General features: G+C 66.8%; 21 protein-coding genes. 12 read left to right on the plus strand and 9 right to left on the minus strand.

Annotated elements, in window-relative coordinates; genetic code table 11:
• Nucleotides 1–31: 31 nt before the first annotated feature.
• The 3 genes from ACFORO_RS14630 to ACFORO_RS14640 are packed head-to-tail and all read right to left on the minus strand — an operon-like array spanning nt 32 to nt 2,840.
• A complete protein-coding gene (locus ACFORO_RS14630) occupies nt 32–523 on the minus strand; it encodes a glutathione peroxidase (RefSeq protein ID WP_377874988.1) in 492 nt (163 codons plus the stop codon).
• A 17-nt stretch (nt 524–540) separates the two neighbouring features.
• A complete protein-coding gene (locus ACFORO_RS14635; protein ID WP_377874986.1) occupies nt 541–2,070 on the minus strand; it encodes a 1,4-alpha-glucan branching protein domain-containing protein in 1,530 nt (509 codons plus the stop codon).
• A complete protein-coding gene (locus tag ACFORO_RS14640) occupies nt 2,067–2,840 on the minus strand; it encodes a class I SAM-dependent methyltransferase (RefSeq protein ID WP_377874984.1) in 774 nt (257 codons plus the stop codon). Before ACFORO_RS14640 ends, ACFORO_RS14635 begins: the two co-directional genes overlap by 4 nt.
• A gap of 53 nt (nt 2,841–2,893) precedes the next feature.
• Between ACFORO_RS14640 and ACFORO_RS14645 the strand changes: the two genes are divergently transcribed.
• Entirely contained in the window at nt 2,894–3,325 is a 432-nt protein-coding gene (locus ACFORO_RS14645; protein WP_354739178.1) for a hypothetical protein, read from the plus strand.
• Here ACFORO_RS14645 and ACFORO_RS14650 read toward each other — a convergent pair.
• Nucleotides 3,303–4,142 (minus strand): DegV family protein, encoded by an 840-nt coding sequence (locus ACFORO_RS14650; RefSeq protein ID WP_354739180.1) that lies wholly within the window; start codon nt 4,140–4,142, stop codon nt 3,303–3,305. The two genes, ACFORO_RS14645 and ACFORO_RS14650, sit on opposite strands and share 23 nt — an antisense overlap.
• 243 nt (nt 4,143–4,385) lie before the next feature.
• Here ACFORO_RS14650 and ACFORO_RS14655 point away from each other — a divergent pair, with 243 nt between their 5' ends.
• The 4 genes from ACFORO_RS14655 to ACFORO_RS14670 all read left to right on the plus strand — a co-directional run bounded on the left by ACFORO_RS14655 (nt 4,386) and on the right by ACFORO_RS14670 (nt 7,999).
• A complete protein-coding gene (locus ACFORO_RS14655; protein ID WP_354739182.1) occupies nt 4,386–5,171 on the plus strand; it encodes an electron transfer flavoprotein subunit beta/FixA family protein in 786 nt (261 codons plus the stop codon).
• 28 nt (nt 5,172–5,199) lie between these two features.
• Complete coding sequence (locus ACFORO_RS14660; protein WP_377874980.1) at nt 5,200–6,159, plus strand: electron transfer flavoprotein subunit alpha/FixB family protein; 960 nt, start codon at nt 5,200–5,202, stop codon at nt 6,157–6,159.
• A gap of 176 nt (nt 6,160–6,335) precedes the next feature.
• Nucleotides 6,336–7,118, plus strand: coding sequence for a GNAT family N-acetyltransferase (locus tag ACFORO_RS14665; protein WP_377874978.1), 783 nt, complete (start codon nt 6,336–6,338; stop codon nt 7,116–7,118).
• A complete protein-coding gene (locus ACFORO_RS14670) occupies nt 7,115–7,999 on the plus strand; it encodes a lysophospholipid acyltransferase family protein (protein ID WP_377874976.1) in 885 nt (294 codons plus the stop codon). Before ACFORO_RS14665 ends, ACFORO_RS14670 begins: the two co-directional genes overlap by 4 nt.
• Before the next feature lie 427 nt (nt 8,000–8,426).
• Here ACFORO_RS14670 and ACFORO_RS14675 read toward each other — a convergent pair whose 3' ends face one another.
• Nucleotides 8,427–9,332 carry an NADP-dependent oxidoreductase gene (locus tag ACFORO_RS14675; protein WP_377874974.1) on the minus strand — a complete coding sequence of 302 codons (906 nt, stop codon included), beginning with the start codon at nt 9,330–9,332 and terminating at the stop codon, nt 8,427–8,429.
• A gap of 440 nt (nt 9,333–9,772) precedes the next feature.
• Here ACFORO_RS14675 and ACFORO_RS14680 point away from each other — a divergent pair, with 440 nt between their 5' ends.
• The 3 genes from ACFORO_RS14680 (at nt 9,773) to mnmA (ending at nt 13,497) form a co-directional block, all read left to right on the plus strand.
• Nucleotides 9,773–11,137, plus strand: coding sequence for an MFS transporter (locus ACFORO_RS14680; protein WP_377874972.1), 1,365 nt, complete (start codon nt 9,773–9,775; stop codon nt 11,135–11,137).
• Between the two features lie 64 nt (nt 11,138–11,201).
• The gene (locus tag ACFORO_RS14685) at nt 11,202–12,398 is read left to right on the plus strand and encodes a cysteine desulfurase family protein (protein ID WP_377874970.1); all 1,197 of its coding nucleotides are present in this window, start codon (nt 11,202–11,204) and stop codon (nt 12,396–12,398) included.
• 4 nt (nt 12,399–12,402) lie between these two features.
• Entirely contained in the window at nt 12,403–13,497 is a 1,095-nt protein-coding gene (mnmA, locus tag ACFORO_RS14690) for a tRNA 2-thiouridine(34) synthase MnmA (protein WP_377874968.1), read from the plus strand.
• Between the two features lie 5 nt (nt 13,498–13,502).
• Here mnmA and ACFORO_RS14695 read toward each other — a convergent pair whose 3' ends face one another.
• The 4 genes from ACFORO_RS14695 to ACFORO_RS14710 form a co-directional block, all read right to left on the minus strand.
• Nucleotides 13,503–14,777 (minus strand): DUF222 domain-containing protein, encoded by a 1,275-nt coding sequence (locus ACFORO_RS14695; RefSeq protein ID WP_377874966.1) that lies wholly within the window; start codon nt 14,775–14,777, stop codon nt 13,503–13,505.
• Nucleotides 14,778–14,928: 151 nt separating this feature from the next.
• A complete protein-coding gene (locus ACFORO_RS14700; RefSeq protein WP_377874964.1) occupies nt 14,929–15,372 on the minus strand; it encodes a GNAT family N-acetyltransferase in 444 nt (147 codons plus the stop codon).
• 52 nt (nt 15,373–15,424) lie between these two features.
• Nucleotides 15,425–16,468, minus strand: coding sequence for an MBL fold metallo-hydrolase (locus ACFORO_RS14705; protein WP_377874962.1), 1,044 nt, complete (start codon nt 16,466–16,468; stop codon nt 15,425–15,427).
• 105 nt (nt 16,469–16,573) lie between these two features.
• Nucleotides 16,574–17,197 (minus strand): hypothetical protein, encoded by a 624-nt coding sequence (locus tag ACFORO_RS14710; protein WP_377874960.1) that lies wholly within the window; start codon nt 17,195–17,197, stop codon nt 16,574–16,576.
• A 221-nt stretch (nt 17,198–17,418) separates the two neighbouring features.
• On the opposite strand from ACFORO_RS14710, the gene ACFORO_RS14715 reads away from it, so the two are divergent.
• From ACFORO_RS14715 to ACFORO_RS14730, 4 genes are all read left to right on the plus strand, one after another.
• Entirely contained in the window at nt 17,419–18,453 is a 1,035-nt protein-coding gene (locus tag ACFORO_RS14715) for a methionine synthase (RefSeq protein ID WP_377874958.1), read from the plus strand.
• A 73-nt stretch (nt 18,454–18,526) separates the two neighbouring features.
• Nucleotides 18,527–19,237, plus strand: coding sequence for a hypothetical protein (locus ACFORO_RS14720; protein ID WP_354739206.1), 711 nt, complete (start codon nt 18,527–18,529; stop codon nt 19,235–19,237).
• An 11-nt stretch (nt 19,238–19,248) separates the two neighbouring features.
• Entirely contained in the window at nt 19,249–21,408 is a 2,160-nt protein-coding gene (ligA, locus tag ACFORO_RS14725; RefSeq protein WP_377874955.1) for an NAD-dependent DNA ligase LigA, read from the plus strand.
• Complete coding sequence (locus ACFORO_RS14730) at nt 21,401–21,895, plus strand: GNAT family N-acetyltransferase (protein WP_377874953.1); 495 nt, start codon at nt 21,401–21,403, stop codon at nt 21,893–21,895. Before ligA ends, ACFORO_RS14730 begins: the two co-directional genes overlap by 8 nt.
• The last annotated feature ends 141 nt before the right edge of the window (nt 21,896–22,036 follow it).

Here is a 22,036-nt window from a genome sequence, read left to right on the forward strand (position 1 = left end):
AAAAACGCAGGCCGGAGAGCACGACCGAAGCTCAAGCAGGCAGCGCCGCTTCGATGGCCGCGACGATCGTCTCGTCTTCAGGCTCGGTACGCGGGCGGAACCGACCGAGCACCGAGCCGTCCGGGCTGATCAAGAACTTCTCGAAGTTCCACTGCACGTCGCCGGCTTCGCCGTCCGCGTCGGGGGTTCCCGTGATGCTCGCGTAGAGCGGGTGCCGATCTTCGCCGTTGACGTCGATCTTCTCGAACAGCGGGAACGAAACTCCGTACGTGGTGGAGCAGAACGTCTGGATTTCCTCCGCGGTGCCTGGCTCCTGACCGGCGAACTGGTTGCACGGGAACCCGACAACCGAGAAGCCCTTGTCGCTGTAGCGTTCCTGCAGTCGCTCCAAACCGGTGTACTGCGGCGTCAACCCGCACTTCGACGCCACGTTCACCACGAGCAGCGTCTTGCCGGCCAGCGAGCCGTCGAGAGTGGCGTCGTCGCCGGACAAGGTCTTGAGCGGCAGGTCGCGGATTCCCATGGAATTCCCTTCGATCGTCACACGGAAGGACGGCGCAGGACGCGCGCGTCCAGATGTCCGAACGGGCCGTCGGCCCGGCGGTATTCCTCGGCCAGGGCAAGCGCGCGAGCTCGATCCCCGCTGCGGAGCAACCCTGCAAGGGCGTCGAATCGTTCGGTGTGCACGCGGGCGCGCCGGCGGGCGTAGTCGGCGGCGGAGTCTTTGGTGACCATGAAGGCCCAGTCGCTGGACAGCGCCATCATCGCCTCGGCGACGGCCTGATCGGCGACGGTGTCGCGAGTGGTCCCATCCTGCTTGTCGACCAAGTCGAGCAGTCGGGTCTGCAGCGCAGTGTTGTCCTGCACCATGTCCGCCACCTGTTCGCCGTCCCAGACTCGCCAGTCCTTGCCGGAGCCCCACGAGGACGCGGGCAGCTGGACCGGCTCGCCCAGGTGGCCAGCCTCGAGCGCGCCGCGCAGCGTCGTCACGCGGACGCCCGCCTCGGGCAGCGCGCGCAGGATTCCTTCGAGCCACGCGGGACCTTCGTGCCACCAGTGCCCGAAGAGTTCCGTGTCGTAGGCGGCAACCACCAGCGATTCGCGGCCGTGTTGTTCACGGAGCGATCGCAGCCGTGCGACGACTGTTTCGACGAAGTCCTTGACGTGTGAACCCAGAACGTCTGCGGCGAGCGCGGGGTCATACGGGGCCTTGTCTTGCGGCTCAACGGTTTTTCCGGTTACGCGCGACGCCTTCAGTCCGACTTCATGCGCCCAGGTGTGGAAATCGCGATACGCCGCATGGCCCGGATAGCCTGCTTTCGGCGACCAAACCCGGTACGTGACTTCGAGATCGCGGCCGAAGCAGACGACATCCGAGTCGCCGACGGGATGCGCGGCCGAGGTGTCACCATGGAGTGAAGGGCCATCGACAAGGAAGCGTCGCACACCGGCGTCGTGATAATCTTGTTCCATTCCCGGGGCATAACCACATTCAGGTGCCCAAATACCCTCTTGTGCGCGGCCAATGCGCAGCGCGGTGTCCTCCAACCCTGCCTGGAGGGCGAACCGTCGCACCCGCCGGTCCAGCAACGGCTGGAACGGATGCGCCAGCGGCCCGCCGAGCAGCTCGATCGTGTCACTGTCCACAAGCGACCGCAGGATTGGCGAGAAACCGTGCCGCCAGCGCGTTTCCAGTTCCTCGGTGGCGTGCATCGCGGCTTGGTGCTCGGCGGCGGCGAGGTCGCGCAGCAACGGATCGCCGTGCCAGAGCGTCGATGCGTGCTGCGTCCGCAGCTGCCAGTGGCCGACCCAGTCGTGGCAGGCGCGGATGGCATACGGATCGTCAAGCTGCGCGGCGAGGACTGGCGTTATGCCGAGCGTCAAGACGTCGCGTCGCCCCTCATCGGCGAAACGGCGCAGCAGGTCGACGACCGGCAGGTACGAATGCGTCCACGCCTGGTACAGCCATTCCTCGCCGACCGGCCAGCTGCCATGGTGTGGCAGCCACGGCAAGTGGCTGTGCAGGACGAGGCAGAACGTGCCTTCGTGTGTGGGATTTCGGGCGCTCACGGGCGCACCGCCACGGCGACCAGGTCGAGGCTCGCGTCGAGGTCGTCGTCGTGCACGGAGAAGTCGTCCGCCCGGATCGCCGCGACGTCCGAGAGGAGGTCCGCGGGCCAGGTGGCTTGTCCGGGAAGGGAGCCCATGACGACGTCCAGCTGGGCGTCGATGATGGAGCCGCCGTAACGGGTTTCGGTGGTACGCAGGGTTTCCGCGTGGTGCAGCCCGTTCAGAGCTGCGACGGTGAACCCGGCCGCGCGCAGCAGTCCGTCCAATTCGGACGGTGCCAGTTCGCGCGTGTGGAACGGGTTGAGCGGGGTGTCGCTGTCCGGAGTGAAAGTGAGCCGGTTCGGGGTCGTGACCAGCAGTTTCCCGCTCGGGCGCAGGACGCGGAAGCATTCGGCGAGGAAGCTGTCCTGGTCCCACAGGTGCTCGATCACCTGGAAGTTCGCCACCACGTCGACGGTGCCGTCCCGCAGCGGGAGGTATGCCAGGTTCGCCCGCGCGACGGCGACATCTGGATACCGGCGTGCGACGTGCTCGATGGTCGGCTGGTCGTAATCCAGCGCGAGCACTCGACGGGCCTGCTGGGCGATGAGCCCGGCGCCGTAGCCCTCGCCGCAGCCGGCTTCGAGCACCGTCGCGTCGGCGCAGTGGGGGAGGAGGGCGAGATATGCGGCTTCATGGCGGCGGAACCAGTAATTCTCCTCGGGGATGCCGGGGACGGTCCGTTCGCCGGTGAGGTGCAGTGCCTCGGCCCGGGTGGCTGCGTTGGTCACCTGCGCGACCCTAGCGCCTGTCACGTTCCGCGCAGCCGTCTCGTTCCAGTCGCATGCAACGGACGATCACGCGCATCCTCCTGATCCTGCTCGGTCTCTACACCCTGGTGCAGGGGCTCTGGCCGCTGCTCGACCCGATGGGGTTTTACCAGGACTTTCCCGGTTTCCGGCACGGCTGGGTCTCCATGGACGGGCCCTACAACGAGCACTTCATCATCGATTTCGGCGGACTCAGCCTGGCGCTCGGCGCGATGCTGGTCGGTGCCGCGGTGATGGGCACCACAACTATTGCGCGGCTGGTGGCGGTCGCGGCCCTGCTGTTCGCCGTGCCGCACCTCATCTACCACGCCGGTCACGTCGGGCACTTTCCGCAGCTCGACCAGGTGCTCATCATCGGCGGGCTCGCGGTGACGGTCCTGCTGCCGCTCGTGGTGCTTTTGGTCCCGGGACGGCGAATCGAGGTCAGTTCGACGGCGACACCGTGATGCTGAGCGCACCCGGGCCGACGTGAGCGCCTATCACGGTGCTCGCGTCGCCCACCACGATCTCGCCCGCGCCGGGCACGCGCTCCCGCAACTTCCGGACGATCTCGCTCTCGTCAGAGCCGAATCGAGTCACGGCGAGATCCACGGGTTGGTCGCCGGCTGCCTTCGCGGCCAGGTCGACGAGCCGGTTCATCGCTCGTTTAGTGCCGGGAACACGGGCGAGCGGGCTCACCTCCCCGTTGCGGACGGTGAGCAGCGGCTTGATCGCGAACGCACTTCCGAGCATCGACTGGGCAGCGCCGATCCGCCCCGATCGCCGTAAGTACTCAAGGGTGTCCACGTAGATCAGTTCGGTCGAGTTGCGCACTCGCCGTTCCGCGGCGTCCAGGACTCGCTCGAGCTGTCCGCCGGCCCCGGCGACGCGGGCGGCCGACACCGCTGCGTAGCCGAGACTCATGCTGGCCGTCCCGCTGTCGAGGATGTGCACCGGAATCCGGACTTGCTGGGCGGCTTCGCGGGCGGCTTCGACGGTCTGCGAAAGCCGTCCGGAGATGTGCAGGCTCACGATGGCGGACGCGCCTGCCGAGGCCGCGTCCTGGTAGGTCCAGAAAAACGCGCCCGGATCGGGCGGCGAAGTCGTGACGGCCGCGCCGGATTTCATGGTCTGGATGAGCTCGCTCCGGTCGAAGCGGTGCTCGTCGTCCGTCTGGTCTCCGACGTGCAGCTGGACCTGGACGACACTGATTCGCCACTGAGCGGCGAGCTGCTCGGGCAGGCACGAGGTCGAGTCGGTGACTACGGCGATGTGCGCGGACATGGTGCCGGAGCGTAACCCCTAACGGCCTACTGCGAGTAAGTGACCGTTGCTCCGATCGGGCGAGCGGCGCGCTGGACGGGCTAACTGGTCAACTACCGGGACGATGGTCCCAATAGATTGCTCATCCAGGTGAATGCCGTCACCTCGAGGGGTCCGGCCGCGGAATTGCCCCTAATCTACCGCTCAGTAGAGCACTGTCCCGCGGCCGAGAGCCGGCCCCAACCGGGAGGTCGAAGAAGACCCATGACGAACATCGTTGTCCTGGTCAAGCAGGTACCGGACACCTACTCGGAGCGGAAGCTCTCCGGTTCCGACAACACCCTTGACCGCGAATCCGCCGACGCCGTGCTCGACGAGATCAACGAGAAGGCCGTCGAAGAGGCCCTCAAGATCAAGGAAGCAGGCGAGGGCGAGGTCACCGTGATCTCGGTCGGCCCGGACCGCGCCACCGACGCGATCCGCAAGGCGCTCTCCATGGGCGCCGACAAAGCCATCCACGTGTCCGACGAGGCACTGCACGGCTCCGACGCCATCGCCACCGCGAAGGTCATCGCCGCCGCTGTCGGCAAGGTCGAGGGCTTCGACCTGATCCTGGCCGGCAACGAGGCGTCCGACGGCCGCGGTGCCGCCGTGCCCGCGATCCTCGCCGAGCTGCTCGGCGTGCCGCAGCTGACCTACGTGCGTCAGCTGACCGTCGAGGGCTCCTCCGTGAAGGCCGACCGCGAGACGGAAGACGGCATCACCCACCTCGAGGCGAACCTGCCGGCGCTGGTGAGCGTGAGCGAGAAGATCAACGAGCCGCGCTACCCGTCGTTCAAGGGCATCATGGCCGCGAAGAAGAAGCCGGTCGAGACGCTGACCATCGCCGACCTCGGCATCGACGCGGGCGAGGTCGGTCTCGGCAACGCGTGGTCGACGGTCGTCGAAGCCTCGCCGAAGCCGCCGCGCACTGCGGGCGAAAAGGTCGAGGACGAGGGCGACGGCGGCTCGAAGGTCGCTGAGTACCTGGTCGCGCAGAAGCTCATCTGAGACACGGTTTCGAGGAGGATTCCAGAAAATGGCTGAAGTACTCGTCCTCGTCGACCACGTCGACGGTGATGTCAAGAAGGTCACGCTCGAGCTGCTGACCGCTGCGCGCGCCCTCGGCGAGCCCTCCGCCGTCGTGGTGGGCCCGACCGGCACCGCGGCGAAGGCCAAGGAAGCGCTCGCCGGCCACGGCGCGGCGAAGGTGTACGTCGCCGAGGGCGACGACGCCGCCGGCTACCTGGTGACCCCGAAGGTCGACGTGCTCGCGAAGCTCGCCGAGCAGGTCTCCCCGGCCGCGGTGCTCGTCGCCGCCAGCGCCGAGGGCAAAGAGGTGGCCGCGCGGGTCGCGCTGCGGTTGGGCTCTGGTCTGCTCTACGACGCGGTCGGCGTCAACGCCGACGGCACCGTGGACCAGTCCATCTTCGGTGGTGCCTTCTCCGTGAAGGCCAAGGCTGCCAAGGGCTCGCCGGTCGTGTCGGTGCGTCCGGGCGCGGTCGAGGCGGAGGCCGCCGATGGCGCGGCTGCCGAGGAGGCCGTCGAGATTCCGGCGCAGGACCCGGCGAAGGCCGCCAAGATCACCGGCATCGAGCCGGTCGTCGGCGGCGACCGTCCGGAGCTGACCGAGGCGTCGATCGTCGTGTCCGGTGGCCGCGGCGTCGGCTCGGCGGAGAAGTTCGACGTCGTCGAGAAGCTGGCCGACTCGCTCGGCGCGGCTGTCGGCGCGTCCCGTGCCGCCGTCGACTCCGGCTACTACCCGGCGCAGTTCCAGGTCGGCCAGACCGGCAAGACGGTGTCGCCGCAGCTGTACATCGCGCTCGGCATCTCCGGCGCGATCCAGCACCGCGCCGGCATGCAGACGTCGAAGACGATCATCGCGGTCAACAAGGACGCCGAGGCTCCGATCTTCGAGATCGCCGACTTCGGCGTGGTGGGCGACCTGTTCAACGTCGCACCGCAGCTGACCGACGCTGTCGACAAGCGCAAGGGCTGACGTTTTCTTTCGCCCGGAAGGCCGTCGCGTGCTCGCCACGCGGCGGCCTTCCGCGTTCTCCGGAACCTTCTCGTCTGTCTGAGAGGAACCTGAGAACCCGCAATTAACTCAACGTGCACTGACCGGTCATCGATTGGCACTCTCCGAGGCCGCTTACCGGCAGGTACACCTTGACCATGACGTCGTCACAGCTCCTCGTCAGTACTGATCAGGCGGGTGCCGACCTTCCCGCAGGCGCGCCGCGGTATTCGCTTCTGGTCGCCAACGGGAACGATGAAGTGCTCGCCGCACAGAAACTGCGATACCGGGTTTTCGCCGAGGAGATGGGGGCGGAACTGCATTCCCCGGAGCCCGGCCGGGATGTCGACTACTTCGACGAATTCTGCGACCACCTCGTCGTCCGCGACGACAACACCGGCGAGATCGTCGGCTGCTACCGCATGCTCCCGCCGGAACGCGCCGCGCAGGCCGGAAAGCTTTACTCCGACAGCGAATTCGACCTGACGACGCTCGCCTCGCTGCGACCGTCCTTGGTCGAGACCGGACGGTCCTGCGTCCACCCCGACCACCGCAGCGGCGCGGTCGTGAGCTTGGTGTGGGCCGGGATCGCGCGCTACATGCTCCTCTCGGGACACCGTTATCTCGCCGGCTGCGCCTCGGTCCAGCTGAACGACGGCGGCAGTTACGCGGCGGGCGTCTGGGATGTCTTGCGCACCAAGCATCACGCGGACGACTCGTTGCGCGTCTCACCGTTGAATCCTTGGGACCCGGACGCGATCGCGCGTCGCGACCGGGCCGTGCTTCCGCCGCTGATCAAGGGTTACGTGCGGCTCGGCGCCAAAGTGTGCGGCCCGCCTGCCCTCGACGCCGACTTCGGGGTCGCGGACTTCTTTGTCCTTCTTGATCTGCAGCAGGTCGACGAGCGGTACTTGAAATTCTTCCTCGGAGCGCAAGGATGAGTCACGCTTGGATGCCGACGTCGCCCTGCGGTGACGGTTGCCTCACCGAAGGCGCACCGACGGTTGCCTTGCCGCGGCGAATTTTGCGTTTCGCTGCAGCGATTTCTGTGGTCTTGGCGGCGCTGCTGGTCGCGCCGGCGTTGCTAGTGATTCGCGGCCGGAGCCGGGAACGCTTGCTGCGCCGGATTTTCCGGGCGGTGCTGAGGGCGTTCGGCGTGCGGATGTCCGTCGTGGGCGGTGCGGACTTCCTCGCCGCTCCGGCGGGCCGCGGCGCGCTCGTGGTGAACAACCACATTTCGTGGCTGGACATCATCGCCATCAACGCTCTGCGCCCGATGCGCGCGCTAGCGAAGATCGAAATCGGCTCCTGGCCGATCCTGGGCACGCTGGTGCGTCGCGGCGGCAGTATTTTCCTGGACCGCAACCGCTTGCGCACCTTGCCGGGCACGATGTCCGAACTGGCCGACAGCCTCCGCGCTGGCGCACTCGTCAACGTCACCCCCGAGGGCACCACCTGGTGCGGCCTGGCCTCCGGCCGCTTCACGACGGCCACCTTCCAAGCCGCGATCGACGGCGGCGTCCCGGTCCGGCCGATCGCTCTTCGCTACCGCCTCGCCGACGGCCGCGAAACCAGCCAGCCGGCGTTCATCGGGCCGGAGTCGCTCATCGCCTCCCTGCGCCGGGTCGCCGCGCTGCGCGGTCTGGTTCTCGAGGTGCACGTGTGCCCGGAGATCGCTCCCGGCCGCGCCGAAGACCGCCGTTCGCTGGCGGCCCTTGCCGAAGCCGCTGTCCACTCGGCCCTCGGCACAGTCCGCATCCCGCCGCAGCGTCGCCGGGTTCTGGTTGGCCGCCGTACGCCCTCCCAGCCGGTTGCGCACTGACGAACTACCTGGTCACGGGCTCTCGGAGGGGTGTTGCCGTTTTTTGGCGACACCACTCCGCAGTCTTCCGCCCCCTGCCGGTTGGTCTTCCGACCGACCCCGGCCAGCCCATTCGCCACTCAACGGCAACAGCCACCCAACTCGCCTCGCCGCCGGTTGGCCACGACTTCCCGTCCCGCCATCTGTAGCCGCCGCCCACCATCCGTCGCCGCCGAACGGCGACGGATCCGCTCGCGTCGGTGCACCTGGTTGCCGCGCCCCGCTTTCGTCGCCGCTGAGTGGCGACAGCCGCATGGGCCACTCCCCATGCTCAGCCCTTTCGCCATTGAGCGGCAACGGCCACTCGCCGCAGTCGCCGCAAATCGGCGACACCGATCCGTCAGGTCACCCGAGCCGCACCATCTTCGAGCCTAGCCGACAATCGCGGTCAGGAAACGGCAATAGTCAGCTTCCCGCCAGGGTGCCCGTTCCGGCTCTCCTCTTGCGCAGCTGCCGCTTCCTCTAGCGGAAAGGTCTTCCCCTGCGCAATCCGCAGTCCATTGTGTACATACTCGAGGATCTTGTTCAGCACCTCTTGCGTCTGCCCATCCTGGCCGCCAGACGAGAAAGGCAACCCGAGCTGGAACGCCGCGCCATCGGCAATGGTCACGATGCGCTCCTTCGACCCTCGCAGCTCGACCGATTCCGGCAAAACGCCATGCCCAGACGCGTCGAACACCGCATCGACCGGACGGTCCGCCACTTCACGGACCCGCTCCAGCCACCCGTCCCCGTAACGCACCGGAATCGCGCCCAGTGCTTTCACCTCATCGAGATTGTGCTGTCCAGCCGTTCCGATCACCGTCGCGCCCAACGCGACCGCGATTTGTGTCGCGAACCGGCCGACAGCGCCACTCGCTCCGTGGACAACCAACAGTTCGCCGGCTTTGACATCGAGCAGACGCAACACGCGCAGCGCGGTTTCGCCAGCAACCGGCAACGCCGCCGCGTCATCCCAGGAGAGGTCGGCCGGCTTGCGAACAATCGCTCCGCCGAGCGCGAACTCCGCGTACCCGCCGGTCGCCGACCAGCCGAACACCTCATCTCCGACGGCGAATTCAGCGCCGTCGCCCGCCGCGTCGACCACCCCCGCGATCTCGAGCCCCGGGATCTGCTGACCCTTGAGCGCCGCGCCGTCGGCCATCGCCCCAGAACGAATTTTCCAGTCGATCGGGTTGATCCCCGCGCGGCGGACAACGACCCGGACCTGCCCCGGGCCAGGCTCTGGCGTCGGCACATCCTTCAGCTGCAGCACTTCGGGCCCGCCATACTCGGCGAATGTGATGGCTCGCATCTCGGTTCGCACTCTCCTTCGGTCGCCGTACGTCCTACTTAAAGCCAACCAGCATCCGGTGCATTCCGAACCGCACGCTCGATTCGCCAGTAAACGGCAACACCGTCGCCCTGTCGCACTCGATCACCCTCGCCTGACCCGGCGTCGTGACGCAGACAGTGCCCGAACGGTGGCATGCAAGAACTCCGGTTCATCGGTCTAGGCGACCACTCCGACGCCTGCGATTACCTGGCGTCATCGACCTCCTGCGCTAATCGCCCCTCGACTACCCGGACGCGGCATCCGCAGGGAGTCCGCAGATCCGGCTTCTCCAGCTTGAGCCGCGGAATCTCGTATTGCCACGGCGAATTTCATGCCGATGCGATGTGCCCCACTGCCGACCCCGAAAGGCCAGCGGATGGCTTGACCTCCAGAGCACTGGAGGTTGCAAGCTCGCGATCATGAGCCAGACCGTCGAAGCACAGCCTCGAAAAAGCGTCCTCTGGAGTCGCGAGCATCGTCTTGTCACCGTCGGTCTGCTGCTTGTGGTCACGCTGGTGGCCTTCGAAAACATGGGCGTCGCCACTGCGATGCCGACGCTGGTCGCCGAACTGCACGGGTTCGCCCTCTATTCCTGGCCGTTCACCACGTTCCTGGTGGCCAGCGTCGTCGCGACTGTCTTGTCCGGACGACTAGGCGACCGCAGAGGACCAGCGCCAGCTCTCCTGGTGGGGCCGGTGCTGTTCGCCGCGGGACTAGCTGTCGCAGGTATCGCCACCACAATGCCGATGCTCCTAGTCGGCCGTGCGCTGCAGGGCTTCGGTTCAGGGTTTCTGCTGGTGTCCGTCTCGCTGTTGATCGCCCTGACGTTCACCGACCGCGAACGCCCCATCATCTATGCGGCCAACGCCGCTGCTTGGGTCCTCCCAGCGGTCATCGGCCCGTCCGTCGCCGGCTTGGTGACCGTGACCGTCGGCTGGCGATGGGTCTTTCTCGGGCTGCTCCCGCTGGTCGGGATCGGAGTCGTCCTCCTTTACAAGATCACCCGCGGTTTGCCCGCCCATGTGCCACTGCCGGCCGGACGTCGTGCAGGCGTCGTCGCCGCTGTTGTAGCGGCGCTTGGAGTCGCCGCCCTGAGCTGGGCCGCCCAACACCCATCGCCTGCCGCGCTTGCCTACGGGGCCGTGGGTCTTGTCGCGCTAGCCGTCGCATTGCGCAAGCTCCTGCCTGTCGGAACCATGACCTCTCGCCCCGGATTGCCCACGGTGGTCGCCTCTCGCGCCCTGCTCGCCGGCGCATATGCGGGCATGGAGGCCTATCTCCCGCTGACCATGACTGCCGTCCACGGCTATAGCCCTGCTCTCGCTGGCTTGCCGCTGACTATCACCGCGCTTGGCTGGTCCGCCGCGTCGGCTCTCCAAGGCCGATTCCTTGACTGGTCGCGGGAGGCATCGCTGCGCACCGGCTTCGTCCTCGTAGCCGTGGGTCTGGTTGGCTTCGGTTTTGTCGCCCAACCGTGGTTCCCCGCCTGGGTGGCCTTCGCTGTCTGCGCAGTCGGCGGCGCGGGGATGGGAATCGCGATGCCCGCCGTCTCGGTCCTCCTGCTGCGCTACTCGCCGGAGGGAGAGCGGGGGTTCAACACGTCCGCAATGCAACTCGCCGACTGGGTCGGATCAGCGTTGCTCATCGGCCTCGGCGGGGTGCTCCTGGCCGCCGTCGCCTCCGCCGCTCAGCCTTCTGCCGCGATGGGACTGCTCAGTATCGCCCTCGTCCTGCTCGCGCTGCTCGGTGTCCGACTCACGAGCCGGTGGCCGAAACAGGTGTGACGTGCCACTCTGCGGCCTGGGGCGAGCTTCGTCACAGGCCGCATCGGTCTACCCTGATAGAGCGATGACCTATCTCGACCACGCGGCAACCACTCCGATGCTGCCCGAAGCCATTGCGGCGATGACTGAGGCTTTGTCCACCGTGGGCAACGCCTCCGCGCTGCATTCTTCGGGACGGCGAGCTCGGCGGGCCGTCGAGGAAGCACGCGAAGTGATCGCCGCCGCCTTGGGCGCGCGGCCGTCGGAAGTCATCTTCACCGGCGGCGGCACTGAGAGTGACAACCTCGCGGTCAAGGGCATCTTCTGGGCCCGAAACGGCGAGGACCCGGCTCGGCGTCGCATCCTTTGCAGCACCGTCGAGCATCACGCGGTCCTTGACACGGTCGAGTGGCTGGAGCAGCACTCCGATGCCGAGATCACCTGGCTTGAGGCAGACGACCAGGGCCGGGTGTCGCCGGAAACGCTCCGCGCCGCGATTGAGTCGGCCCCGGAGACGGTTGCCCTCGCGACGGTGATGTGGGCGAACAATGAGGTCGGCACAGTCAATCCGGTCGCCGCTCTCGCCGAGGTCTGCAACGAATACGCGATCCCGCTGCACACCGATGCCGTCCAGGCGGTCGGTGCGGTTCCCGTCGACTTCACCGCCTCCGGCGCAGCCGCGCTCACGCTGACCGGCCACAAGCTGGGCGGCCCGTACGGTGTCGGCGCGCTTCTCCTCGACCGAGACACCTCGTGCGTCCCTGTCCTTCACGGGGGTGGCCAGGAGCGCAGCGTTCGCTCGGGCACTCTCGACGTCCCAGCGATCGCCGGCTTCGCCGCTGCGGTGCAAGCGTCGATCAGCGGCCGCGCGGAGTATGCCGCCAGGGTCGAGAAGCTGCGTGACGAGCTCGTCGCCGCGGTTCAGCGCGAAGTCCCAGACGCGATTCTTAATGGCCGCGACGGTGAGCGTTTGCCGAGCCACGCTCACTTCACTTTCCCCGGTTGCGCGGGCGACAGCCTGCTGATGCTCTTGGACGCCAAGGGTATCGAGTGCTCCACCGGTTCGGCGTGCACCGCGGGAGTCGCGCAACCAAGTCACGTCCTCCTGGCAATGGGGGCAGACGCCGCCGCAGCCCGCGGCTCGCTCCGATTCTCGCTTGGCCACACGTCGACACTGGACGACGTGCATACCCTGGCCCGAGAGATCAGTGGCGTCGTCACTCGTGCCCGACAGGCCGGTCTCGCCGGCATGCGCAAGCAGACGCAGAAGCAAGAGGTGTAAAGCAATGCGGGTATTGGCCGCAATGAGCGGAGGAGTCGACTCGGCCGTCGCCGCTGCGCGTGCAGTCGACGCTGGCCACGACGTCGTCGGAGTGCACCTGGCGCTTTCGGCTCAACCTGGCACGCTGCGCACGGGTTCACGCGGCTGCTGCACAATCGAGGATTCACACGACGCTCGCCGGGCCGCGGACATCCTCGGTATCCCGTTCTACATCTGGGATTTCGCAGAGCGCTTCACCGAAGAGGTCGTTGAGACGTTCGTCGGCGAGTACGCCGCCGGCCGTACGCCGAACCCTTGCGTGACTTGCAACGAGAAGATCAAGTTCGAGGCGCTGCTTGAGAAGGCGCTCGCTCTTGGCTTCGACGCTGTCGCGACCGGCCACTATGCGCGCCTGGCCACTGTCGACGGCGAGTTGGAACTTCGCCGGAGCGCGGACGACGGCAAAGACCAGTCGTACGTGCTGGCTTCACTGCAGCCAGAGCAGCTTCGCCATGCGATGTTCCCGCTGGGCGACTCTTGGAAGTCGGACGTGCGCGCCGAGGCGGAGCAGCGTGGGCTTTCGGTGGCACGGAAGCCGGACAGCCACGACATTTGCTTCATCCCGGACGGCGACACCAAGAAGTTCTTGGAGAAGCGGCTCGGCGAGCGTCCTGGCGAACTCGTCGATGCCGAGACGGGTGCGGTGCTCGGGCGTCACACCGGCGTGCACGGATTCACCGTGGGCCAGCGGAAGGGCCTCGGCATCGACGCGCCGGCCGCTGATGGGCGACCTCGTTATGTCCTTTCGCTCGAACCTGTTTCGGGCACGGTGAAGCTTGGTTCGTCGGCAGACCTAAGTGTCCAGGCCATCGACGCGGACCGGGCGATCTGGCCGGGCGGACGGGCCTTGGACGGACCGACTGAATGCACCGTCCAGGTTCGCGCGCACGGAGGTATCGCCGATGCGGTCGCCGAAGTGGGTGAAGACGGGCAAGTCTCCATTCAGCTGCGCGAGCCGTTGCGCGGTGTGGCACCGGGCCAGGTCGTTGTCCTTTATCGGCAAGACGACCAGGCTGGCGACCTTGTACTCGGGAGCGCAAAAATCTCTGGCACGCGCTGACTTCCTTATGCCCCTAGGCGTTCCTCTCCAGGCTGTTCTGGTGTGGGTTGGGGATCGTGCAGCGGCGGAGGTGCGCTTTCAGCTTTCTCGCCGGTCGGTGTCGTGACGATGAGCTTCCCGTCCTGCAGGACCTCGTAGCTCCAGTCGGCTCGATTCTTGAGACGGCGATGGCGTAGGCAGTAGCTCAACGTCGAGTCTGCGTCCGCGGAATCGGGCCCGGTTGGTTCCGTCAGGCAGTTCTGTGCGGGCCGCGGGCAGCCGGGCTGTCGGCACTCACGGTCGCGGATCCGCACAAACTCGTCCACGTCGATGCTCGGCCGATACCGGAACTTGCCGACCTCGATCACTTGTCCGGTCAGCGGGTCGGTGATGACCCGGCGGACGATTGTGTCGGGACCGGTGGCGATGTGGCGCGCCAGCTCGGCCGGGATGTGACCGTGACTGGCCAGCTCAGCGGGATTGTCGTTGAGCCCTAAATAGGTCTGCAGATCGACATAGAGATACACCTCGGTCTGCTCCGGCACGCCGCCTTTGCCGCTGAGCAAGAGATCGATCGCGACGTCAGCGCGCAGTTGGTCGAGGGTTCGCTTCTCATCGCCTGTCTTGAGCGATCGAGCGATCTTGTCGACGCGGAGGTAGGCCGCCGTAGCTTTGTCGGTCGAGGCGTTGTCGACTGAGATCCGCGAGATGCCTTCGCTCTGGTGCTGCAGGATGACGCGGCGCTCGGCTTTCCGCTGGGCCAGGCGGTCCATCGCACCGTCCGGGTCGATTTTCGTTGCGGCGTAAGCGGTTGCCTTGCGGACTTGGGTCGGGTTCTTGTCCTCTAACCGGTGTTCGAGCAGGTAGTCGACCATCCGTGCATGGCGGTCGGACAGTTGGCTGGTGCCGTCGGTGACCTTCATGGCGCGATAGAGGTCGAACTTGCCCTCGTCCATCAGTCGGAAGGTTCGAGGCAGACGTTGGGCCAGAGCTTCGGCAGCGGCGATCATCGTTCCGGCTCGGGTATCGGTGATGTGCAAGGCAAGCGCGAGTTCGCACGCTAGCTCGTGCGGGTCTGATCTTCGTCTTCGCATGCCTGCCATGCAATGCAGCTGCAGAGCCTGCAAGCGGGCGATCTGGCGGTTCGCGTCTTTCACGGCTGCCATCAGTTGGCCAGTCTGCAGGCGATTGAAGAGGTCGAGGTTCGCGTGCATGGTGCGAAGCAGGAAGGCGAGGTCTGCGGTTTCGGTGGTCTTGTTGGCCTGATCGGCGTGGTCCGCCGGCGTGGTCGACTTGCTCATGATAGTCACGATACGCATTGTTTCTAGTACTGTCAGCTAAATTGCGCGAAGGGACCCATCGTGCGATCGCTTGGCTTTTGCGTGACAACTCTGGCACGGTGAATGGCGGGTGATCGACGCGTGGACGGCCGAAGCTGCGTGAAGGAGGTGATCAGAGATGCAGCTTGAAACCCGTGTGACTCGCGACGAAGCCCAATCGTTCGTAGAAGCGGTGCGCTGCTGTCCTCGTCGTATCCGAGGTGAGCTGGACTAGGTTGCAGCGGCGTCGCCGTGATTCGTCGATGGCCCATTGCACGAGCTCCGCACCCAAGCCTGAGCTGCGGTGGTCGCGGTGTACGCGCACAGCTTCGATCTGCCCGCGAAGGGCCCCGCGCCGTGCGAGGCCGGGGATGATCGTGAGCTGAAGTGTGGCTATCGGTCGATCGTTTGATGTTGCGACGACCAGCAGCTGATTTGGGTCTGCAGTAATGGTTTTGAACGCTTGCAGGTAGGGCTCAAGGTCGGCCGGCGAGTCGCGGGTTGCGCCAAGCTGGTCGTCCGCAAGCATCTGGACGATTGCTTCGACGTCGTCGGGGCGAGCTCGTCTCACAGTCATAGGAGGCACGGCGGATCAGTATTCCATTGGGGGAGCGATGGACGGTTGGCCGCTACGTGGTCTTGTAGCGGCGAATGCCGTCGACGTCTTCGGCTGCGAGCTTGCTCTGTGAGACCAGGAGATCCAGGTGTGCGCCGGTCTCGAGGACGGCGAGCATCTGATTGAAGGCGTCCATTTCGGACAGTTTGCGGCCGCGGCGTGTCCAGCCGAGGCGGTTGGCAGCTTCAAAAGCGGTGCTCGCTCCGGCTTCGATTTGAGCCGCCATCGTTTCGAGACGTTGCCGGTGGTGTTCGAGAAGCTCGTCGATCCGGGCATGCACGCTGTCGGTGACTGGCCCATGAGCCGGCAACATGCGCCGGTCCGGCATGCCGCGAACCAGACGGAGGGAGTCGAGATAGTCGTTCAGCGGCAACTCAGCCGGAACCGGCTGGAAGCCGATCGACGGAGTGATGTGCGGGAGCACGTGGTCGCCGGAGAACAAAAGATTGGCTGCGCCGTCTACGAAAACCACATGCCCATTGGTGTGTCCTGGGGTGTGGACCACGTCGAACTCGCGATCGGGCAGCACCGCACGCCGGCCGGGCGTCAGCCATTCGTCCGGCTCTTCCCAGAGATTCGCCTCGGTGTGGCGAGGTTCCGAACCGAACAGCTTGCTGAGCGCGGTGATGACCTCTTGTCCGTCGCTGAGGCGGAGGAGATCGAGTTGGGCTTGCATGGGGAATTGGTTCGGGTTGGCGCTCGCGTCGAGCGAAGGCTGCTCGAGCTTCCCGAGGGCGATCCGGTTGCCGAATTCGCGCCGAAGCGCGACCGCCTGCGTGTAGTGATCCCGGTGGACATGGGTGATGAGGAACTCTCGGACATCGCCGAACTCGGCGTCGAGCGCCTTGAGTGCGTCGGCCAGTAGCTGGCGAGATTCGGTGAGGGCCCACCCCGAGTCGACGAGCACGAGGTTCGTGCCGTCGGTGACTGCGTAGACGTTGACCGCGCGCAGGGCGTCGTTCGGCAGCGGCAATGGGATCCGGTAGACGCCCGCGGCCACTTCGTAGACACCGGGATCGGCCCAGTTCGAGTTACTGCCTTCGGGCAACGGCTCCACGGCGACCTCCGTCCAGGCGGGACCTCGGCGTCCCGGACTTTCCTTACATTGGGCCGTATTCCGGTCGCTGTCCACCTGGCGGCGCTGAGACACCGGTCACGTGGATCAGCCGGGTTGTGCGGTCAGCGCGATGTCGATGGTCAACGTTGTCGCGACGAGCATGCTCGCCAGCGGCTCGGGGACCTGCAGCGGGATCTCTACGAGACAGGCGTTGCCGCTGATCGGCGAAAGCTCCGGCGACGGGTGGCCGACGTGCGCGACCTCGGTGCCGACCGGGTCCTCGACGGTCACTTCCCATCGTTGCCGGCCACTGGCGACGACCCTGGCGATTGTCTTGCCTTCGGCACGCAGGGCGAAACGGACGCCACCCGCGTTGGCCGGGATGATTTCGCCGATCGGCGTTCCGTCCGCGCGAGTGACCACGAAGCGGGCCAGCGGGTCCTTCGACGGTTTCTCGACCTTGAGGACAGTGCTCTGGTTCGCGTCGCGGACCTCGAACCTGCGGCTGACGTACTGGTCGGATTTCCACAGCAGCTGAATGACTCTGCGCAGGAAGCTGAGGGTAGTGACAGCGACTCCGCCAATGTGGAGGCCGTGGCGGTCGAACACGCCGTACTCCTGGCCGGCAGCAGTCGGCTTCGCCTCCCGGCTGACGTAAAGGACCGGCTCGGTGAAGAGAGTCCGCTCAAAGGAGCGGCTTGAAGCCCGGCGGTACGGTGCTCCGGGCATAGTGCCCCGCTGCGGCTCCCGGGCGGATGCGTCACCGGGTGTTTTGCCGGGCGGTGGCGGGGCGGAGCTGGTCATGACGATCCAGACTAACGCGGTGACCGCGAATTCGGTGCAGGCAAAGGGATATGCGGCGAATGTCCGGCTATTGCCGCGCGGTCGGGTGAAGCTTGTCCCAAGGGGCGGTGCGGACCGCGGCCGCCCGTTCCGCGACAATCCGGCCTGTGAGTGAACGACCTTGGCCCGCGGGCGCGGCGACGGGAATCGGGTCCATGCCGGGGACCGATCCCGTCGAGGCCGCCGCCGTCGTGTTCGGAGAGCTTCCCGACTTCCCGTATGTGCCCGAGTTGCCGGCCCGCGGCGTCGGTGCCGACATGCTCGGCCGGACCGCGGCCTTGCTCGTGGACCTCGCCGTCGAGGTCGTGCCCAGCGGTTACCGCGTCGCCGGGCGGCCCGGTCACGACCATCGTCGTGGGCGTGACCTGCTCCAGTGGGACCTTGACGCCGTCCAGGCCGCCCGCGAGAACGCTGGTGCGCCGGCAGTCCTCAAGACCCAGATCGCAGGGCCGTGGACACTCGGCGCGGGGATCGAGCTCGCCCGGGGGCATCGGGTGCTCACCGACCGCGGGGCGTTGCGGGACTTCACCTCGTCGCTGCTCGACGGGCTTTCCCAGCACGTCGCGGAGCTGACCGCGAGGACCGGCGCGCCGGTGGTCGTGCAGCTCGACGAGCCGTCGTTGCCCGCTGTTCTCGCCGGAAAACTGGCTACGCCGTCGGGATACGGCAACGTCCCCGCGGTGCCTGAGCCCGAGGTTCGGGAGCTGCTTGCGACGACAATCGAACGGATCGGAGCGATGACTGGGCAGCCGGTCATCGTCCACTGCTGCGCTCCGCGGCCGCCGATCGCGCTCTGCCGCGCTGCGGGTGCCGGGGCCGTTGCGTTCGACCTCAGCATGCTCGCCGGGGCGTCTGCCGAGCTTCTCGACGAGATTGGCGAGGCTTGGGACAGCGGTATTTCGTTCTTCCTTGGCCTCGTACCGGCCACCGACCCCGCGACGGCTCCGGGGTTGAAGGACGTCGCGTCGCCAGCGCTCAGGCTCGTGGACCGGCTGGGCTTCAACCGTTCAATCCTGGCCGAGCGCGCTGTTCCGACGCCTGCGTGTGGTCTGGCCGGTGCCACGAACGAGTGGATGCGCCGGGCGCTCGCTCTTAGTCGCGACCTGGGCAAAGGGTTCGTGGAGCCGCCCGAGAACTGGTGATTTCGCGGACGTGCGGCGGCCGTGACGCGTACCGTGGCTGGTGAAGAGAAACAACCGGGGGAAATTCCGAATCATGCGTTTGTTCCGTCGTCGCCGCTCGGAAGCCGACACCGAAGCCGCGCCGCCAGATCCCCGTACGCCGTGGCCTGAACAGCAGGTGCCGTCCGACGCTGCCGCTGCGGCGGCTGCGTTCTGGGAAGGGTGGTACGACCTCTTGCCCGAGGTCAGTGCCGCGCTGGGCGAGGGTGAGCCGCATCGCGTCGAGCACGATCTGTGCGTGCTGGTCGAGACGCTGCACCCTCGGCTGCACTTCTCGCTGGAGCGCGGCCGGATGGCGATCTACGCGTTGGTCGTCAGCGGACAGGAAGACCCGGAGCTGCGCCCGTACACGGACGCGTGGAAAGCGGCTGGACCGCCGGACGACGCGATCTGGGAGTACCACGATTCGGTGCCCCCGGTCCCGGATCCGACCGGGGTGACGGTGAACCTGGGCGAGCATCGCATCTCGCTGGCTGACGTGCGGGTCGTCGCGCAGGTGGACGACGGCGTGGTTGACGTCGCCGTGCATCACCCCGCGTTCGCTGACCTGGACGAGGCTTCGCGCACCACGATGACGTTCCTGCCGCTCGATGCGACGCTGGGCGAGCGTCTGGCCGCCGAGCGGTTGGGCCGGGTCGAGACCGCCGAGGCCGCGCCGGAAGGCACGATCGATCTTCTGGAGTTCCGGGAGCTGGTCCGCGGGCTGGCGGAGCAACCGGACGAAAGTGTCGGTGCCTCCGACTAGGCTCACCACCTGTGAGCAGCACCGACCTTCCCCAAGACCAGGTGGCCGTGGAGGCCGCCCAGGACGTGACCGACCTACCGGCCGACGTGCGCGAGCGGCACGGCGAGCTGGCCGAGGAGATCCGCGGCCATCAGTTCCGGTACTACGTGCTGGACTCGCCGATCGTCTCCGACGGCCAGTTCGACGCGCTCCTCGGCGACCTCCAAGAGATCGAGGACGAGTACCCGGCGCTGGTCACGCCCGATTCGCCGACCCAGAACGTCGGCGGCACGTTCTCCACCGACTTCACCGCGCACGACCACCTCGAGCGCATGCTGAGCCTGGACAACGTGTTCGACACCGACGAGTTCCTCACCTGGGTCGAGCGCGTCGAGAAGGAAATCGGGTCGACGGAGTACCTGGCCGAGCTGAAGATCGACGGCCTGGCCATCAACCTGCTCTACGAAAACGGCAAGCTCACCAGGGGGCTCACCCGCGGCGACGGGCGTACGGGCGAGGACGTCACGCTCAACATCCGCACTCTCGATCAGGTACCGGACGAGCTCACCGGCACCGACGAGTTCCCCGTGCCGAAGCTCGTCGAGGTGCGCGGCGAGGTCTACTTCCGCGTCGAGGACTTCCTTGAGCTCAACGCGAAGATGGTCGAGGCGGGCAAGCCGCCGTACGCGAACCCGCGCAACACGGCTGCCGGGTCGCTGCGGCAGAAGGACCCGAAGATCACCAGGGAACGCCGGCTCCGGCTGATCTGTCACGGTCTCGGCAAGCGGGACGGCTTCGAGCCGGTCACGCAGTCGCATGCGTACGACGCGCTGGCGGCCTGGGGGCTGCCGGTGTCGCCGCACACGCGGGTGCTGCGGACCGGCAAGGAACTCATCGATCACATCGCCTATTGGGGTGAACATCGGCACGACGCCGAGCATGAGATCGACGGCGTGGTGATCAAGGTCGACCAGGTCGCGTTGCAGCGTCGCCTCGGCACTACGTCGCGCGCGCCGCGGTGGGCGATCGCTTACAAGTATCCGCCGGAAGAAGCGATCACGACGCTGCTCGACATCCAGGTCGGTGTTGGGCGCACGGGACGGGTCACGCCGTTTGCCGTCACCGAGCCGGTCAAAGTCGCGGGCTCGACGGTCGCGCGTGCGACGCTGCACAACCAGGAAGAGGTCAAGCGCAAGGGCGTGCTGATCGGCGACCGGATCGTGATCCGCAAGGCTGGCGACGTGATCCCCGAGGTGCTCGGTCCCGTCGTGGACGCGCGCACCGGCGACGAGCGCGAATTCGTGATGCCCACCGAATGTCCGGAATGCGGGACGGAACTCGCCTACCAAAAGGAAGGCGACAAGGACATCCGGTGCCCGAACACCCGGTTCTGTCCCGCGCAGCTGCGGGAGCGGCTGTTCCACCTCGCCGGGCGTGGTGCGTTCGACATCGAGGTGCTCGGATACGAGGCGGCGGTCGCGTTGCTTGACGCGAGGGTGGTTGCCGACGAGGGCGACGTGTTCGACCTCAACGAGGAGTCCCTCGCCGAGGTGGAGTTGTTCCGTACCAAGGCAGGCGACCTGTCTGCGAACGCGCGGAAACTCCTGGCGAACCTCGATTCGGCGAAGGATCGTCCGCTGTGGAAGGTGATTGTCGCGCTGTCGATCCGGCATGTCGGGCCGACTGCGGCGCAAGCGCTTGCGCGGGAATTCGGTTCGCTGCAACGGATCGAGGACGCGAGCGAGGAGGAACTCGCGGACGTCGACGGTGTCGGTCCGACGATCGCGCATGCGGTGCAGGAATGGTTCGAGGTCGGCTGGCACCGGGAAATCGTCGAAAAATGGCGACGGTCCGGGGTTCGGATGGAGGAGGAGCGCGACGAGTCCATCCCGCGGAATCTCGAGGGCCTGTCGATCGTGGTGACCGGTTCGCTCGATGGGTTTTCCCGTGATGAGGCGAAAGAAGTCATCATGGCGCGCGGTGGCAAGGCCGCGGGATCTGTGTCGAAGAAGACGGCGTTCGTCGTCGTGGGCGACGCGCCGGGGTCGAAGTACGAGAAGGCTGTGCAGTTGAAGGTGCCGGTGCTGGACGAGAACGGGTTCCGCGCGTTGCTGGAGCGCGGTCCGGAAGCGGCTGCGGAACTGGCGCTCGACACCGGTGCGGACGAGGAAGCTGAGGGCGGCGATGAGTGACGTGGAGATCCGCCCGGCGCGGCGGGAGGAGTTCGATGCGCTCGGCGAGGTGACCGTCGAGGCTTACCGGATCGAGGGATTCTTCGACACTGATGCCGCGTACGAGGCGAAACTTCGGGACGTCTCGGGGCGGGCGCAGCACGCCGAGTTGTTGGTCGCGGTCGATCCGGACGGCCGGGTCGTCGGGTCGGTCGCGATTGTTCAGCCGGGGAGCAAGCTGTCCGAGATTTCGCAGCCGGGGGAGTTGGAGTTCCGCATGCTGGCCGTCTCGGCGGCGGCGCGCGGGCGAGGGGTCGGGGAGGCGCTTACCCAAGCTGTGCTGGCACGTGGCCGGGAACTCGGCGTCGACCGGGTGGTGCTGAGTAGCCTCGACGTGATGCGGAAGGCGCACCGGCTCTACGAACGGATCGGGTTCCGGCGGTTGCCGGGGCGGGACTGGCATCCGCATCCGGGGGTCAACCTGATCGCCTACGAGTACGGCTTCTGACGTCTCGTTTTCGCAGGTCAAAGACTTTTGCCGTTTTTCGGCGAAAGCGTTGGGCGGGTTTCATCGCCGGTATTCGCCGTTGAGTGGCGACGGTTTGGTGAGCCTCGTCCTGCCGCTCGGCGGGTGCTTTGCGTGCCTGGG

Origin of the sequence: Amycolatopsis halotolerans, from assembly GCF_042647905.1 — a bacterium.
GTDB lineage: Bacteria > Actinomycetota > Actinomycetes > Mycobacteriales > Pseudonocardiaceae > Amycolatopsis > Amycolatopsis halotolerans.

Bases quoted from the DNA above. Each gene is read 5' to 3' on its own strand.
- ACFORO_RS14695 (WP_377874966.1), bottom strand. From the start codon at position 14,777: ATGAGCAAGTCGACCACGCCGGCGGACCACGCCGATCAGGCCAACAAG.
- ACFORO_RS14650 (WP_354739180.1), bottom strand. From the start codon at position 4,142: ATGTCCGCGCACATCGCCGTAGTCACCGACTCGACCTCGTGCCTGCCC.
- ACFORO_RS14730 (WP_377874953.1), top strand. From the start codon at position 21,401: ATGAGTGACGTGGAGATCCGCCCGGCGCGGCGGGAGGAGTTCGATGCG.
- ACFORO_RS14655 (WP_354739182.1), top strand. From the start codon at position 4,386: ATGACGAACATCGTTGTCCTGGTCAAGCAGGTACCGGACACCTACTCG.
- ACFORO_RS14710 (WP_377874960.1), bottom strand. From the start codon at position 17,197: ATGCCCGGAGCACCGTACCGCCGGGCTTCAAGCCGCTCCTTTGAGCGG.
- ACFORO_RS14685 (WP_377874970.1), top strand. From the start codon at position 11,202: ATGACCTATCTCGACCACGCGGCAACCACTCCGATGCTGCCCGAAGCC.
- ACFORO_RS14680 (WP_377874972.1), top strand. From the start codon at position 9,773: ATGAGCCAGACCGTCGAAGCACAGCCTCGAAAAAGCGTCCTCTGGAGT.
- ACFORO_RS14675 (WP_377874974.1), bottom strand. From the start codon at position 9,332: ATGCGAGCCATCACATTCGCCGAGTATGGCGGGCCCGAAGTGCTGCAG.
- ACFORO_RS14645 (WP_354739178.1), top strand. From the start codon at position 2,894: ATGCAACGGACGATCACGCGCATCCTCCTGATCCTGCTCGGTCTCTAC.
- ACFORO_RS14700 (WP_377874964.1), bottom strand. From the start codon at position 15,372: ATGACTGTGAGACGAGCTCGCCCCGACGACGTCGAAGCAATCGTCCAG.
- ACFORO_RS14660 (WP_377874980.1), top strand. From the start codon at position 5,200: ATGGCTGAAGTACTCGTCCTCGTCGACCACGTCGACGGTGATGTCAAG.
- mnmA (WP_377874968.1), top strand. From the start codon at position 12,403: ATGCGGGTATTGGCCGCAATGAGCGGAGGAGTCGACTCGGCCGTCGCC.
- ACFORO_RS14630 (WP_377874988.1), bottom strand. From the start codon at position 523: ATGGGAATCCGCGACCTGCCGCTCAAGACCTTGTCCGGCGACGACGCC.
- ACFORO_RS14665 (WP_377874978.1), top strand. From the start codon at position 6,336: ATGACGTCGTCACAGCTCCTCGTCAGTACTGATCAGGCGGGTGCCGAC.
- ACFORO_RS14670 (WP_377874976.1), top strand. From the start codon at position 7,115: ATGAGTCACGCTTGGATGCCGACGTCGCCCTGCGGTGACGGTTGCCTC.
- ACFORO_RS14720 (WP_354739206.1), top strand. From the start codon at position 18,527: ATGCGTTTGTTCCGTCGTCGCCGCTCGGAAGCCGACACCGAAGCCGCG.